Source organism: Mycobacterium sp. 852002-51961_SCH5331710 (assembly GCF_001665535.1).
GTDB lineage: Bacteria > Actinomycetota > Actinomycetes > Mycobacteriales > Mycobacteriaceae > Mycobacterium.
The window spans coordinates 1-15,743 of sequence record NZ_LZSQ01000044.1; the positions used below are offsets into that span (position 1 = coordinate 1).

Genomic DNA, 15,743 nt, shown 5'->3' on the forward strand with positions numbered 1-15,743 from the left:
GGGCGGGTGTGTGGGCGATCTGGGGCAGATTGTCGCGGAGAGCGTGAAGCTGGTGCGGTCGGGGCTTGACCTGTAGCAGTTGCTCAAACAGCTGCGGTCATGCGTTCCATCGCGCTCGCGTGGCGTCTCTCTCTGCAGCGATTAGAACTCCAAGCTCCTCCGTGTCACGACTGGCGTTAGCTGTTTAGCTGTTTTGGTCGTCGCGGTTTCACGCACGATTTCCAAGCCGCTGAGCCGGAGGATGGTGCCGTCGGTGGGGGCGGCGAAGATGACGGCGTCGCGTTCGGTGTCGTTTAGGACGCCGGTAGAACAGACCGTGCATCTCCTACCCGGGCGGCTTCGGGAAACGCGTCGGCGTGTCGGACTTCGGTTATTGGTACTGGACACGTTAAAGGGACCGGCGCGGCAAACTCTTCGGCCGGCAGAGCCGGGATCGCCTCCCTAGCGACGGCCTCCCTCGAAGCTCCCTGCAACGCGGTAATCCATCGCATCCGCACTCTTCTGCGGTAGTTCATGCCCGGAGCCGGCGCATCGCTGGCCTCGTGCATTCTGATGGCTAACTAGGACGGCTCGCGCGGTGTCGACATCGATTCGTTTCAAGCAGGTCGGGCACTTCCAAGTCTTCGGCCCCTGCGTCGAAGGCGCCCTCGTAGGCCGCACTCGAACGTTCGCCGCCTCCTTGGCACGCGCCTGGCGGCGATCGTCTAGGCACTCTGCGCACAGGCCCCGACCGACGCTGAAGCCTTTCATTGACTTCCGCGCCTTGCATCCCACGCAGTACTGCGTGATCATCCGGCGCTTCGCTGCACCGCCGTTGCTAGTGCTCCCCATTCTTCTGACGATAACTTCGGCGCGCGGGTAAAAAGAGCAATTCGGCAGTGTTTCAACAGATATACCGATCTGGCGGTGTGAACGTCGAGGCGCTACCACAGCGCGAACCGTGTCGAGATGCACCGTTCTGGATTCGTGTCACGCCAGGATCACCGCGGCGCGGCCGGCTCGCGTGTTTGGCGACCATGACAGGCCTGCCGCTGTGCTCGGCAGGCTCGCAAACCGCACTGAAGTCATCAAACGGGCCGACCACCACGTCTACTAGTGCGGTTTCGCAACGGCAGCGCGGTGGCGGGCTGAGTCGCTCGGAGGCGCGAACTTGACACGGGTGTCGGTCTGCTCACATAAGCTGCAACCTCGGGCGGGTAGATAACTCAGCAAAGTACTAAATGGACCTTATCGAGGGGAAAATGTCGGATTCGGCCATCTGGCCAGCACACGTCATCGAGCGAAACGGACTGCACATCGAAGTCCACGCGCAACCCGCCGTGAACCTCGCGCTTGTCCATAACCGCGTGCCGCTGATCACGGAAATCTCCGTGACGAACGACTCCGAATCGCCGGTCTCGGGACTTCACCTATCGGTCCGCCTGCACGGCTCCGACGGTGCACTGGCTCCAGAGTGGTCGCGCTCATTAGCCGACGAGTTGCCGCCTGGAAGCACACGAACCTGGAACGATCTGACAGACGTCATCCCAGACATCGAGCACCTAAAGAACCTCAACGAGAGCTACCCGGGCGCCATCGTCGTGGCCGCGTCGCAACGCTTCAAGGACGAGGTCGTACATCGGATTCCCATTCAGATCCTGGCTCACAACGAGTGGTTCAACGCGCCGATCTTCTACGACTCGCTCGCGGCTTTCGTCCAGCCGAACACGCGAGCAGTGCGCAGAGTGCTTGACGACGCGTCCGATCTGCTGAAGAAGCAGACGTCAAGCGCGTCATTGGATGCCTATCAGCAAGGACCCGAACGAGCGGCGCTCATCGCTGCTGCCGTCTACGAGGCACTGCGCGCGCACGAGATCCGCTACATTTCGCCACCTGCATCCTTCGAGAACACTGGTCAGAAGGTGCGGACTACTGCTCAAGTTCTGGATGAGCGCTTCGGTACGTGCATCGATCTCGCCGTCACGTACGCCGCGTGCATTGAGCAGACGGGGCTACACCCACTTATCTGGCTAGTCGACGGGCATGCGTTTACCGGTTTCATGCTGAACGAAGAATCGCTCCAGCACACCTCGCTGACCGAGACCAACACGATGGTGAACCTGTTCGAGTCACACCGTGCGATCGCCGTCGAGGCGATGTACTACGAGCAGGGTGCCGACGGTTCATTCCGCAAGGCCGTCGACGCGGCTCGACGCCATTTCGCGAACCCAGCCACGCTGCGCGCGGTCATCGATGTCTCGACCGCTCGACGCGACGGGGTGCGCCCCCTTCCATCGGCAGCCGAGGACGTTCCAGACGTCGAATTGGTCGAGATCGACAAGTCCAGCCGCGCAGTCCTCGAGTTACCACCGGAATTGCAACAGCGAGCGCGTGACGACGCCGTACTCGACTTCCACGATGACTCGCCCGCGCGAGTCAAGAAATGGAAGCGCTCGCTCCTTGACCTGAGTACACGCAACCGGCTGCTGAACTTGCGACAGTCAGCGCAAGTTGTCGACCTCGTCGTGCCAGCTCAGGGCCTCGCCATACTGGACGACCTCATCCATGACGGAAAGCGCATCTCACTTGCGGCGCACAACGACCTGAGTTCGATTTATCGCCTGCAAGGTGCGAGGACGGCACAGGACGTCGATCCCGCCACCTTGCTCGAGATGCTGAATAAGGAGAAGACGGCGTTCGTCGCGGTAGGGGAGGATGCCTACGCGCGCCGTTTCAAGCGGCTGCAGCGTGATGCTCGGACCCTTCTTGAAGAGACGGGTGCGTCGAATCTCTATCTGGCATTCGGTTCACTCGTCCACACCACCTCAACCGGAGCGGAGGCGCGCGCGCCGCTCTTCCTGCTCCCGGTTCGATTGGTCGGGGGCACGGGGAACAGTTCCTTCGAGATCGTCATGGACTCGGCGAATGTCGCCACGACAAACCACTGCCTGGTCGAGTGGTTGCGGCTCAAACACAACGTCAATATCCCGGCGCTGAGCAACCCTCCGCTGGACGACGCGGGAATCGACATCGACGCAGCGTTTGTGGCGATCCGTAGTGGTTTGGTCGAGAACCGCTTGCAGTTCCGCGTAGATGAGACAGCCGTCCTCGCGATCTGCCAGTTCGGCACCTTCGGGATGTGGAAAGACCTCACCGACTCATGGCAAATATTGGGGCAAAGCCCCCTGGTGGACCACCTGACGCACCGACCCGGTGAGAGTTTTGTCGACGGAGCGTTCGACGCAGTCGACCTCGATAGCATCTCGATCGACGAGACGGCGGAGCCGACGCCGATTCATGCCGATGGGTCTCAGCTTCGCGCCATCGAATTGTCGGCGGAAGGACGCACATTCGTCCTCGAGGGACCTCCGGGTACCGGGAAGTCGCAGACAATCACCAATCTCATCGCACGAAATCTGGCCACCGGCCGGTCGGTTCTCTTCGTCGCAGAGAAGCAAGCTGCGCTCGAGGTTGTAAAGAAGCGTCTGGACAAGATCGGACTGAAGCCGTTCACCCTCGATCTTCACGGCCGGAACCAGAGTGTCGTGGAGGTGCGTAACCAGCTTCGCGAATCGATCGAATACCGCGCCGACTACAACGAACGCGTTTGGGATGCCCGCCTCGCCGAGTATCGCTCGAAGCACGCGCCTCTGTCCGAGTATCCCGAACGAGTTCACTCGCGGAACTCACTTGGCGACTCACTCTGGACCGCCTATGAGGCGGTGCTGTCTCTCGACAGCGCATCTGAATCGCGCATTTCCGAAGTCCACGCCGCGACAGCGACGCCGGAGCAGTTCAGAGAAAATTGCGATGCATTGCGACTTTTCGCCCGTACAGTGCGTCCCGGTGACTGTCGACCTAAAAATCCGTGGACTCTCGCCGCAAATCCTACGGACGACGAGTCGGTCATGCGAGCCGCACGCGAGCTCGACGCCGCGTTCGGCGCGTTGCGCGCAGACGCGACAGCTCTCGATATACTCACCAGTCTTGCTGCCCCTCAAGATATTCCGCCACTGCTCGAGCGCGCGGCAAGGGAAGCTGCAGCACCTCCTGTCGTCAACGACGAGTGGCGACGCTTCGAATCCGCGGAGTGGGAGCGACACGTTGCAGGCATTATCAATCAAACCGCACAACTCCAAGCCACGTGGGCCGGTCTCATCGCGACCTTCAACCCCGTCTTCCTTGCCCGCGGCGATTATGCAGCGCTTGTCCAACAAGCAACCGAAGCGACACGGGGGCTGCTTGGTAAAAAGAAGCGAGAAGAGCAGTTCGTCCGGAGCCTAGCCGCGGTGGTACTACCGGGTGTGACTTTGACAGCGGAGACGGCGATTCCGTTGCTGAGTTCAATACCGAGTGCCCGCGATCACAGTGTGCACGTGGCACACCAGATGCAGCAGGCCCTCGGCGCGCTGGCACCCCCCACCTGGGACCCGCTGTTGCCCAATGCTATTCCAGATCTCCAGCAGTTAACCGAATACATCAGGTCCTCTGTCGAGTTCTCGCGTCGTCATCCGTTGCAGTGGAGGATCCTCCGGTCGGGTCTGCGTGTCGATAGGCCGGTGATCGACAGCCTGAACGGTGCGCTGCGTGCGTGGAACGCCTGGACGCATGCACTCGGAGCCAGCAACCAGTCGGTCGAGCTCTGGCAAGGCGGCGCGCCGTGGTTCGAAGCCTGGGGACGTGATCACGCGGCTTGGATGACGGACCTTCAGGAGCAGGGGCCCGACTTGCCGCGCCGCATTGCGCGCGCAATCCGCGCACTGATGCCGTTGCGTCAACGCGGCCTGGAGAACTTCGTCACGGGTCTGCTCGACGGCTCAATCCCTGCCAGTCAAGCTGAATTCGAATACCTTTCCGGAGCTGCCCGAGCGTCGTTGAGAGAGCGGTTGAAGGCTCATAATCTCGATGGGTTCGATCCGCAGGTCCGCAGCGGTGAGACAGCCGACTTCAACGACGTTGCCGAGTTGGTGCGACGAGAGCAGAGGTCGGCTCTACCAGCCCGGATCATGAGGCAGCGCCCGTTTCGCGTGGGTGAGCTGAAAGGCAAGATAGGCGAGTTGCGTCGACAGCTTGATCTGCGTCGGCAGGGCAAGAGCGTGCGTCGACTGATGGAGGACTACGGCGCTGAGATCATCTCCGCAACACCATGTTTCTTCGTAAGTCCCGCGTCGCTTGCACAGTTCGTTCCGCCGGGCGCGCTGACCTTCGATCTCGTCGTCTTCGATGAGGCGTCACAGATCACCGTCGCGCAGGCCATTGGTGCGATGGGGCGGGGGAAGGCGGCAATCGTCGTTGGCGACTCGCAGCAGATGCCGCCCACGGCCTTCGGTCAGGTGACGACCAATCGTGATGACGAGGACGAAGAGGCGGAGAATGAGGTCGTCCCGGAGGACCTAGATAGCATTCTGACCGAGTGCGTCGAGTCGAGTGTTCCGCGGATTTGGCTGAGTTGGCACTACCGGAGCCGCGACGAATCATTGATCGCCTTCTCGAATGAAAAGTACTACGAAGGAAAATTGGCGAGTTTGCCGGCGCCGGGCGGTACTTCGACTACCGGTCTCGAGTTACGGCGGGTGGACGGTCACTTCAACCGGGAAGATCGCAAGAACGAGTTCCGCACCAATCGTGTCGAAGCAGAGGCGATCGTCGCGGAAGTGCGTGCGCTCGTTGGCTCCAACTCAGGGATCGAGCGGAGTATCGGCGTTGTCACGTTCAATCGCCAGCAGCAAGAGTTGGTACTGGACTTGCTTGAAGCGACCGGCGACGAGCGAATAATCCACCTCTTGAAGCCCGACACTGAAAACGGCATCTTCGTTAAGAATCTCGAGAACGTGCAGGGCGACGAGCGCGACGTAATCCTCTTCAGCACGGCGTTCTCGAAACGCCCGGGCGAACGCAGCATGCCGTTGAACTTTGGACCGTTGACGCGTTTCGGTGGCGAAAAGCGACTGAACGTCGCAGTGACCCGAGCGCGCGAGAAGGTCATCGTGTTCACGTCCTTCGACCCCACCGATATCGATCTCTCACGAACGCGGTCAGTTGGAATGGCTCATCTGAAGGCGTACCTCGAGACGGCGGTCTCCGCGAATAAAGCCGACGTCGCATCAGATGGCTCAAAGCCGCAGCAGGCCGAACAGATTCAGGAAACGATCGCAGCTGCGCTTCGTGCGCAAGAACTAGAGGTGGAGCTCGATTACGGCCTCTCGGAGTTCGTCGTCGACATCGCAGTGCGTGCGCCCGGATCATCGCGTTGGCAGGTGGCGGTCATGCTGGACGGTCCTCGCTGGGCGCGACGGCCCACAGTCGCTGATCGCGAGCTCACGCCCAGCCTGCTCGACTCGATGATGGGCTGGACGTCATGCGAACGTGTCTGGCTGCCCGAATGGATCAAAGATCAGCAGTCAGTCGTGGAGCGAATCGCCGCGGCCGTAGAGAAGGCAGTCGATGAAGACTCGAAGCGTGCAGCGGAGGACGCCCAGCGCGCCGAACAATCAGCGACAGCGAAGGGCCAAAACGACGACCGTGTCGCAGATACAAGCGTTGCAACCATTGCTGATCTCACCTCGTCGACCGAGCCCGCCGATACTGCTCCATTCGTTGAGACGGTACTTACCGAGCGTCTGAAACCGGTTGCCTCCGTGGCGTCGTCGGCTACCGCAACGTCGACAACGGCCGATCGCGGCGTGCGGGTGCCATATGTTGCTGCACCGACCGACCGTGTCGGCAGTCGAGATGAGTTGGATCATCCTCAGTGGGAGAGCGTCAGGAAAAGAATCCAAGATGCCGTGCGAGAGTCAGTAGCGATCGAAGGCCCTATCGCTCTGAACCGTCTGATACGCAATGTAGTTCATCGTTTTGGCTTTGATCGCGCTGCAGCCAAGCGTCAACAGGTCGTTCGTCAATTCGTACCCGAGGACTTGATATACGAAGACGAGATGGGCAGCTTCGTCTGGCCGACGGACCTCGATCGGACGGAATGGACCGGATTCCGCACGACACCTTCCGGGTTCTTCCGTCCCTTGGATGAAGTGGCCGGTGAGGAGATCATCAATGCGCTCTGTTACGCAGCTCGCAAGGGTGTCTACGACCAGGAGCAGCTGATGCGAGACACGTTGGCGTACTTCGATCAGACGCGCCTGACAAAGCAGTCCGCCGATCGATTGGAGCAGTGCATATCCAAGGCTGAACGCTTGGGCAAGTTGATCAGACGGGGTGCGGGCTACGTTTCTGCCACCTAGCTACGACGATATGCGAAGGGAGGTCTGCTGATGAAGTACGGGCGAGAGGACGATGAGTGGAACGAACTTGTCGATGCAACAACCGATTACCTCATCGAGGTCGCCAGGGGCCGGCGCCTTACGACGTACTCCGACCTCAGCACTGAGCTCGTAAATCGGACCGGGTATGCGCGCTTCGAATACGAACTACCTCGGGACCAAGCCGCGGTAGGCGCGCTGCTAGGCGAGGTCACAGACCGTACCCTCGACGAGATCGGTGCCATGCTCTCATCGCTAGTGGTTCAGAAGGCCACCGGCGACCCAGGGGAGGGGTTCTACAGGTTCGCGCGAAAGCTAGGGTACTTGCGGCCAGGCGTCGAGAAGTTCGAATTCTTCCAGTCACAGGTTGCACTAGTCCACGAGAAGTACCAGGACTGAGCCAAGCAGTGGATATGAAGTCACCTGTCGTACCGGGTGTGAGGCGTCTACTTCGCGCTTCGTCGCGGACGCGAAGAAAGGCGTTTTAGACGCCTCTCGTCTTCGCCTTGCCGACACTATAGAGGAGCACAATGCCGTTCGATAGTCCTGATCTGAACCTTGGGAGTGAGCTGCTCAAGGATGTCGGCACCGGCAAGATCCGGTTGCCTGATTTTCAGCGTGACTGGAAGTGGGACGTCGATCGGATCGCTGGCCTCCTTGCCAGCGTCTCACTGGGCTATCCGGTAGGTGTCGTCATGCTGCTTGAGACGGGCGGCGATGACGTGCAATTCGCTACGCGGCTGTTAAGCGGAGTACAACAGAGCGCCGACGCGAAGCCTGCGGAACGTCTCATCCTCGACGGGCAGCAGCGACTGACTGCGCTCTATCAATCGCTAGCTCGCGATATTCCAGTGCAGACTCAAGACAGCCGCAAGCGGCGCCTCGAGCGATTCTTTTACATCGACATCGAGGAGGCGCTCGATCCTGACGGTGACCGAGAGCTGGCGATCGTGGCAGTGCCGGGTGACCGGGTGGAGCGCGACAACTTCGGCAAGAATGTAGTCAGGGACTTGACTTCGATTCAGCTCGAATGTCAGAACGGTCTGTTTCCACTCACTGCGGTCTTCGATGTCTCGCGAACCGCGGAATGGATGATGGCGTATGTAAATTCGGACCCCGATCCACAGGTTGTAAAGGAACGGTTCGACCGCTGGACTCAATTCCAGCAAGAAGTGCTTGCGAACTTCACCGGATACACGGTGCCCGTGATTGTCCTGCGGAAAGAGACGCCCAGAGAGGCGGTCTGCACTGTATTCGAGAAGGTGAACACGGGCGGCGTCGTACTCGATGTGTTCGAGCTGCTGACCGCGACGTTCGCATCGTCGGATTTCGACCTTCGAGAGGATTGGGAGATCCGGCGAAAGCGCCTCAACGAACACAAGGTACTTCGAGGAATGCAGAACACTGACTTCCTGCAAGCAATCTGCCTGCTTGCCACGCGGGCTCGTAGAGCTTCGTGGAAGGCGGGAGACTCAGATAAGGCGCCGGCGGTCTCGTGCAAGCGCAGAGACATTCTGAGGTTGAGCCGCGAAGAGTACGAGCAGTGGGCACCGCACGCTGAGAAGGGCTTCGCCTGGGCAGCGACCTTCTTAACGGGAGAGATGATTTTCGAAGCCCGTGACGTCCCGTATCGGTCGCAGTTGGTTCCCTTGGCGGCCATACATGCTGCGCTCGGTCCGGGCGCGGAGGTGATTGGCAAAGTCGAGAAGATAAGACGCTGGTATTGGTGCGGGGTTCTTGGAGAGCTCTACGGCGGTGCGATCGAGACGAGATTCGCCAACGACCTTCAGCAAGTCGCGGATTGGTGCAGCGGTGCTGATTCGGAGCCGATCACGATCTACGAGTCTTCGTTCGACCCCGGGCGTCTACTGACTCTTCGGACTCGTAATAGTGCGGCGTACAAGGGCGTTTACGCCTTGTTGATGCGTGGCGGATCGAGAGATTGGATGTACGACCAAGACATCACGATCGCAAGCCATCACAGTTTGGCTGTCGACATCCACCATATCTTCCCCAAGAAGTGGTGCGAAGACCGCAAGATCGACGCACTCCGGCGGGAGAGCATCGTCAACAAGACTGCCATCTCCGCGTCGACCAATCGGAAAATCTTGGCCCGCGCGCCCAGCAAGTACATCCCGCTGCTTGTGCGTGACGGAGAAACCACCGTCGACGAGCTAGAGGAGCGGATTCGACAACATCATGTCGACTTCAACGCACTTCGCGCCGACGACTTTGACGCTTTCTTCGAGGCACGTCGGCGCAGCCTCATCGATCTGATCACGAACGCAATGGGCAAGGAGGTGTTGAACCTTTCTCCGCTCACCTTGCCGGAAGACTACGAGCTCGATGAAGAGGAACCCCCAGACAGCGACGTCGGAGAATCGCTCGTGAGTTAGGAACCGAGCCGGTCAGTTTCGGAGTGAAAATGGGCATCGTTCGAACGCGTCGTGCGGCCTCTGACGAGGTGAGAGGAAGGGGACAGTCATGGTTCTGGGCTACCGGGCGTTTTTCAACGTGGATCGGTCTGCGGACTTACTTCACCTTGTGGACGAACAGACCTTCTCCTGGCTGGCTCAGAAACGGTGGCAATTTGATGCGTTGAGGGAGGGTGCCCTGGTCGACATCGCGCCCGATGCCCGGGGCGTCGTTCTTGCCGACTCGATGAACGATGGGGCTCGCACCAAGCGGTACCGGTTCATCGAGAACAGTGCGGGTGGCGTCTGGATTACGGAGTTGACCGCCCACGTCGCGCGCGATGGAACGTCCGGTTGGGTATGGCTTGAGATCGATCAACCAGAAGACGCGCCTCGAACGGGTACACCGCGGTTGGCGAAGATGCTGGTCGAAGTCCTCCCCGTCAGTGACGGTGCCTATCCGTTGACGCCTCGCCCGTTGCCTATAGGCATTGACGATGTCGACCGCGCGGTCGGTAGTGTGCTCGACGACTCTCGGCGAGGTTTGCTATTTCTTGCTGGCTCGTCGTTTGAAGTCGACATTCCACTGCCTCAATGGACCGATTATGTATCGAAGATCCTTGTGGAGACGATCGGTTTGAGCTCCGCTTATGTCCTCGACGCCGACGCTACCTCGCGCTTCAACCAATTAGTTCCCGCATCACATCAATTGCGCGGTTACACAATTCGTACTTACCGCCCCGGCGTTCAACTCGACGAGCCACTCGACGCGGAGCGCCACAGAATCCTGTCGACGCGCAGCATCGTAAATGATGATCCGCGCTATCTGCGTCGCCTTCTTGGTCAGCGAGCACGAGACGTGATCAATAGCGGGTCGCTACCCAGTGCCGTGCGGCGCATTGATCGGCGCCTGCGCGATCAACTCGATTCGCTACTGACTGAATCGTCGGCGGAGATTGTCAGCGAACAACTGGTTGCGGACCCAGGCGTGGACATCACACCGCCAACTCCCGTCGAGTCCGTACAAGGTGTGCTCGGCCTCGTCCTTGGACAAGTGTTTGGCGTTGCGACCGTTACTAAAGAAGCGGTACGTCGTTTGGGGCAGTTGGCTCTTGACGCAAAATCCGCAATCGCCGCCAGCAGGGATGTGAAGCAGCGCCTTAGCACTCTTGAAAATCGAATCGATGCCAGGGACGACGCTATTGAGGATCTTCGGCGCCGCCTCGAGGATGAACAGCTCGAGCTGGCGCTTTCGTTGAACGAACTTGCGGAGACAGAGCGTCAACTTCGTTATCTCAGAGGCGAATTAGCGGCAGTAGGTCGTTTCGACATTGCTTGGTCCACGCCTGAGAAGTCGCCGCTTGATATTCGCCCCGAATCCTTTGATGAGCTGTTGCAGAGGTTTCATGAACTCAAGAATCTTTTATTCACGGGCGACGCCGATCAGGCTCGCGACCTCGATAACCATGAGGGTCTCGGTACGTGGGCCAGCCGCTGTTGGAATGCTCTACTAGCGCTGAATGACTATGCCACGCTATCGTTGTCAGGAGAGTTTAGTGGGAGCGTTCACACATACCTCGAGAACACTCCCGCAGGTGCCCACGACTTCTCAGCGAACAGGCATGCGCCATTCGAGAGCTCGGACGTCGGCAACAACCCGAAATATCGAAACCCCCGAATCCTGCCGGTTCCACTCTGGGTAGACGCCAGTGGCACCGTATACATGGAGGCGCACTTCAAAATTGCGAAGTCTGCGACCGTAACTCCACGTATGCACTACTTCGACGACACGGCACGATCGAAGAAGATCTACGTTGGATACATCGGACGCCACTTACCGTCGTCTAAAGATTAGGCCATGCAAGAGTGCTTGCGCGACAACGGTATTCCATCGTTGGCGGCCGAGCGTCGATTCGCAAGAGTCGGGCAGCGGCCTGCCGGTCTAACTCCTCAAACCCCGAAGCAGCTCGGTTAAGCCAGGTTTGACGAGAGCGATGCTCGCGCTCAGTCGGCTGGTTCTGCGTCGACGATCGCGTCGTCGGGGCGGTCCGGTCGGCGAACCGTGAAAGCGATGCGTCCAGCCGGCGCCGAAGCAAGTGGCAGTGCATACGAGAACAGAGTTGCGATGTTCTTCGGGTCGGTCGGGTCGGGAAGCTTCTTGGGGTCGGTTGCCCCCTTCGCATCATGAAACTTCGTCGAAGCGCTGTCTCCTGCGAACGTTAACAGGAACGCACCGCGGGTCGGCACCTTGAGCTGCTTGATGTGTGCATATTCGGGTTTCTCGAGAGCGAACTCAATCTCGCGGTCTACATCAACAGTCTCGGCGTCGATCCCGCTGGAGATTGCCAGCAATGCGTCGCGCTGGCGGGTTGACGAACCTGAGAACTGCCAGGGTCGGTCCGGGCGCCGATACCGGCGAATGATCCGAAGGTTCCGGCCGCCGACGGTCCGCTCCGGCAGTGAATCGAGCTCTGGCACAATTATCGCCCAATCCTTGAGGGTGCCCTCGGCGATCGCCTTGCGCATGAATGCGAGGTACGGATCGAACTTAAAGTTGTTCGCCCATTGGAACTTGCTGACCACCTCGATGAGTGCGTCTGCGTCGACGAGGCCGTAGCGCGCATTCCACGGTCGCGGTGTCCCCGACTCATTGATATAGAAGAACTTGCCTTCTTTATTGGCGGCATCCAGCAGCGGTTGAACCGCCTGGAAGTGGGCAACATTAACCTCGTCGTCGTGCTCGCCTTGTTGGTTGAAATCGACGACCTTGCCGCCTTCGCCCTGCTCGGTCAGCTCGGCGTTGTACATCTTGTTGCTGCTGGTCGGTTTGAGATACGGCAGGCTCTGGTAGACCAGCGGGGGCACGTCCATCGGTCGTACGCGAGGGCGTCCGTCGTCGTCGAATCCCTGAAACTTGCGAAGCTCGTCGCGGAAGTCTTCCTCGTCGCGCACTATTGCCTCGAAAGCCTTATAGAGATCGATGACCGTCTTTCTGGGGCCGGGCACATTCCGGCCGATGTACAAACGCACTAGGTCGCCATAGCCGAGTCGGTAGCCGAACCAACGTCCCATCTGCATGAGCGTGTCGGCGGCCGTCGTCCTGCGAGTGTAGTACGTAGTCGTCAGTCCCTCGACCGTGAAGCCGCGAGAGAGCTTGGTACCGCCGACCAGGATTTTCCAAACATCGCCAGCCTGAAAATTGATGTCGGCCTGCAGGTAGTCCTTCTCCGCCTTGCCGTTGACGATGACAACCGGGTTCACTCCCTCCTGAATCCGGTCAACTGCCTGCCCGATGAATGGGATGAGCTCGGCGAAGCTCCCGATGGCCGGTGCCTCTGGCGCACGAGCGGCCGTGACTTGCTGGAAATCGGTAGTCCACAGATTTTGGAGCCGCTTGAGCCCCATCGGCAGGTCGTAGCCAGCCGATGCCCATACGCGGCGGATATCGCTAGCGAGCATCTCGTGCTCGGTCGTACTGACCGATTCATGTACGAGCATGGAGTGGTGGCGGAAGAGTTTAGGCTTTCCGAGCGCAACGGCCCGATGCAGCTTAATTGCGCCGGCGAGGACGTAGGCGTCCAAGGCTCCACGCATTTCCTTGTCGCGAGCATCCTGGTTATCCGGTCCGGCGCGTAGTGACCGAACGAAGGCCTTTTGGTTCGAGTTCGCGACGGTAGGTTCCTCGTCAGCCTCGCTATCCTCGTCCGAGTTGTCTCGGTCGAGATCGTGAAAGGCTTTGCCGCCCATGTATCCCGGCGGTGGCTCGAGGCTCACGATGAAGTCCTTCGGAAAGATGTCCTCCGAGTCTTCGGGGTCGACGAATACGTTTGCAAACGGCGTGGCGGTGTAGCCCACGTATTGGGCGCGCTTTAGCTCAGTCAGGAGCTGCGCTATCAGGCGATTGATCGCCGTACGTTCCTTCTCCTCCTCAGAGTCCTTGTCCTTGTCCTTCTTCGGCCGTGTTGTGTTGATTGACGCTTGGTCGGCCTCGTCGTCGATGATGAGTGTCGGGATTTCACCTAGGTCCGTCTTGGTGGACTGCAGATCCTGGACAAGCTTTCGCAGCACTCTCGAATTCTTCTTCACGACGGCCACCCGGATGTCGGGCCGGTAGAGGTTCTGCGGGTCGTACAGCGGGCGCGCCGGATCGACGAGATGGTCCGTCTGACGGAAGTCGAGGTAACCGAGACCAGCTTTCAGAAGTTTGTAATCGTCGCGAGCTCCGGTCAGTCGACGTATTCCAGGGAGCCCGAGCTCCTTGGGATCTTTTCCGTAGGAGACGAACTTTCCCTCGTACCAGTCGATGTCACCGTCGCCGATGTAGTCCACGGAGGCGATGAGTTCTTCGTTGTCACGTGGTACTCCGCCGAGGATGTTCTCTTCCCCGACGAGCTCCATGTCGATGCGACGCTGGGTCTGGCCGCGCAGGAGCTCGATGGTTCCGGTGAGCACGATGACGAGCTTGTAGCCAGCGTCGATCGCCTTTGCGATGACCCCAGTGAAGTTGGCGGTCTTGCCGGACTGCACATGTCCGACCACAAGGCCCTTCGATTGGTAGGGGTCTTCACGCGCCGGGTTCGCCAGGCGCTTGACGACCTCATCGGTCAAGCGGCTCAGCTCGCCGATCGCGTCTGGGTCCCAGCCCTTGGACTCCAGAACGCCGCGGTAGCCATCCCAGTAGAAAGAGCGTCCCGATTCGACGTCGTACCATGGGTCCCAATCGGCTGGCTTGCCCGAAATCACGACGGCGCCGGACAGGTTGACGTGAAATGCATCGTTGATCGCCTCCTGAGCCTCAGTGCTGAAGCCAAGGGCTGTGAGGATCGCATCGCGTCGTTCTTGCGAATAGGGCGCCGTGTTTGTCGCCCATGTCGGATCAGGCAGGGCGTCCCACTTGGAGAGCTGGATGTGGAATTCGTAACGAGCGGGTGCGTTCACATCGGTAGACGTGATCGCCTCGACGAGGGCGGCTTCCGCGAAGTCATCAGAGACGTCCGCTTCCTCCAGCTCGAACCGCACCCGCTTGAGCATCGGCTTGGGCTCGCTCTTGCTCATGCCGCGCACGACACTGACGATTGCGTCGGTATATGTATCTGTCACGTCATGCCTCCTGTGCGGGTGGTGGACTGAGGAATCCGGTGAGCGGATCGCCGGGGTCACCCGGCGTGCGCGAGGAGACGTCCACACGGTAAGTCACGGCGCTGACAAGATCGCTGTTCGGAACAACTGAAGCCAGGCGACTGCTGGTGACTGCCGGGAAATTCTCATCCACTAGGTACGCCGCCGGGGCGGTGCGCAGGATGTACGCGGTCGGGTACATCGCTGCGTCGTCGTCATCCCAGTTCTGCGACGCAAGATATGTCATGAAGCGGTCCCGCGTTGTGGAGAGCCGTTCGCGGATCCGCTGGATGAGCCCAGGGAGTGTGAATCCGTTCGGATCACCACCGGCTCGTGTGATCTGGATGGACACGAGCCAGAGCTGCCGGCCGGGGCTCGGTTCAAGTTGGTCCGCCCCATTTATGACGTGGGATCGCAATTCGCTAACTGTGGTCTTGACCTCGGCGTCGAATAATGGGAAAGCGTAGTCACGCTCCTCGGCGAGCGGGCCCAGCCACCATTCGATGACCGATTGCTCACCGAATGACTCAAACAGGGCGCGGAATAACAGAAGTTCGCCGATCAACCCGATTTGCTTCGCTTCCGGGATCTGCGGCTTCGCGGCGAGTAGGGCTTTCATGTTCATCATCGCAGCCGACGTAGCGGCAGCAAACGTGGCACCGCCGCGCATCGCCTGAACGACGGAGAGCAGCAGTCCGTAGGCCTCGGTGTACATATTCCGTGCATCGATGGTGATGCGGGCCCAGTCAATTCCGTTCCGCCTCTCGAGCCCGGTGCTTACCCGCTTCATCACAGCCGTGTCCTGAACCATGCCGGTGTCAGGCGTTAGCAGTGAAATCTTCTGACCTGCACCGTCGATCCGCACGATGGCTTCCGGGGATTCGCTGACAAGATGCGTAGTCACCGCGCCGCTGCGGAAGTACCTTTCCAAGGTGTTCGGGTTCAGCTTCGACAGTGGTTCACTCATGCTCGGCCC

Annotated in this window: 6 protein-coding genes; 4 read left to right on the forward strand and 2 right to left on the reverse strand. The window is 59.8% G+C overall.

Annotated elements, in window-relative coordinates; all coding sequences use genetic code 11:
- Positions 1–1,220: 1,220 nt before the first annotated feature.
- The 4 genes from proA (at position 1,221) to A5752_RS07175 (ending at position 11,504) form a co-directional block, all read left to right on the forward strand.
- The gene (proA, locus tag A5752_RS07160) at positions 1,221–7,217 is read left to right on the forward strand and encodes an anti-phage protein ProA (RefSeq protein ID WP_231983346.1); all 5,997 of its coding nucleotides are present in this window, start codon (positions 1,221–1,223) and stop codon (positions 7,215–7,217) included.
- Positions 7,218–7,247: 30 nt separating this feature from the next.
- On the forward strand, positions 7,248–7,634 hold the full coding sequence (locus A5752_RS07165) for a hypothetical protein (protein ID WP_067083693.1): 387 nt from the start codon (positions 7,248–7,250) through the stop codon (positions 7,632–7,634).
- 131 nt (positions 7,635–7,765) lie between these two features.
- A complete protein-coding gene (locus tag A5752_RS07170; RefSeq protein ID WP_067083695.1) occupies positions 7,766–9,631 on the forward strand; it encodes a DUF262 domain-containing protein in 1,866 nt (621 codons plus the stop codon).
- A gap of 88 nt (positions 9,632–9,719) precedes the next feature.
- Entirely contained in the window at positions 9,720–11,504 is a 1,785-nt protein-coding gene (locus A5752_RS07175; protein WP_067083697.1) for a hypothetical protein, read from the forward strand.
- Positions 11,505–11,653: 149 nt separating this feature from the next.
- Here the strand turns inward: A5752_RS07175 and A5752_RS07180 are convergent, their stop codons facing one another.
- Complete coding sequence (locus tag A5752_RS07180; protein WP_067083699.1) at positions 11,654–14,749, reverse strand: Z1 domain-containing protein; 3,096 nt, start codon at positions 14,747–14,749, stop codon at positions 11,654–11,656.
- Position 14,750: 1 nt separating this feature from the next.
- Positions 14,751–15,734, reverse strand: a complete 984-nt coding sequence (locus tag A5752_RS07185) for a PD-(D/E)XK motif protein (RefSeq protein WP_197500563.1) — start codon at positions 15,732–15,734, stop codon at positions 14,751–14,753.
- Between the last annotated feature and the right edge of the window lie 9 nt (positions 15,735–15,743).

Excerpts from the sequence above, each read along its gene's own strand:
- proA (WP_231983346.1), top strand. The coding sequence starts at position 1,221 with ATGGACCTTATCGAGGGGAAAATGTCGGATTCGGCCATCTGGCCAGCA.
- A5752_RS07165 (WP_067083693.1), top strand. The coding sequence starts at position 7,248 with ATGAAGTACGGGCGAGAGGACGATGAGTGGAACGAACTTGTCGATGCA.
- A5752_RS07170 (WP_067083695.1), top strand. The coding sequence starts at position 7,766 with ATGCCGTTCGATAGTCCTGATCTGAACCTTGGGAGTGAGCTGCTCAAG.
- A5752_RS07175 (WP_067083697.1), top strand. The coding sequence starts at position 9,720 with ATGGTTCTGGGCTACCGGGCGTTTTTCAACGTGGATCGGTCTGCGGAC.
- A5752_RS07185 (WP_197500563.1), bottom strand. The coding sequence starts at position 15,734 with ATGAGTGAACCACTGTCGAAGCTGAACCCGAACACCTTGGAAAGGTAC.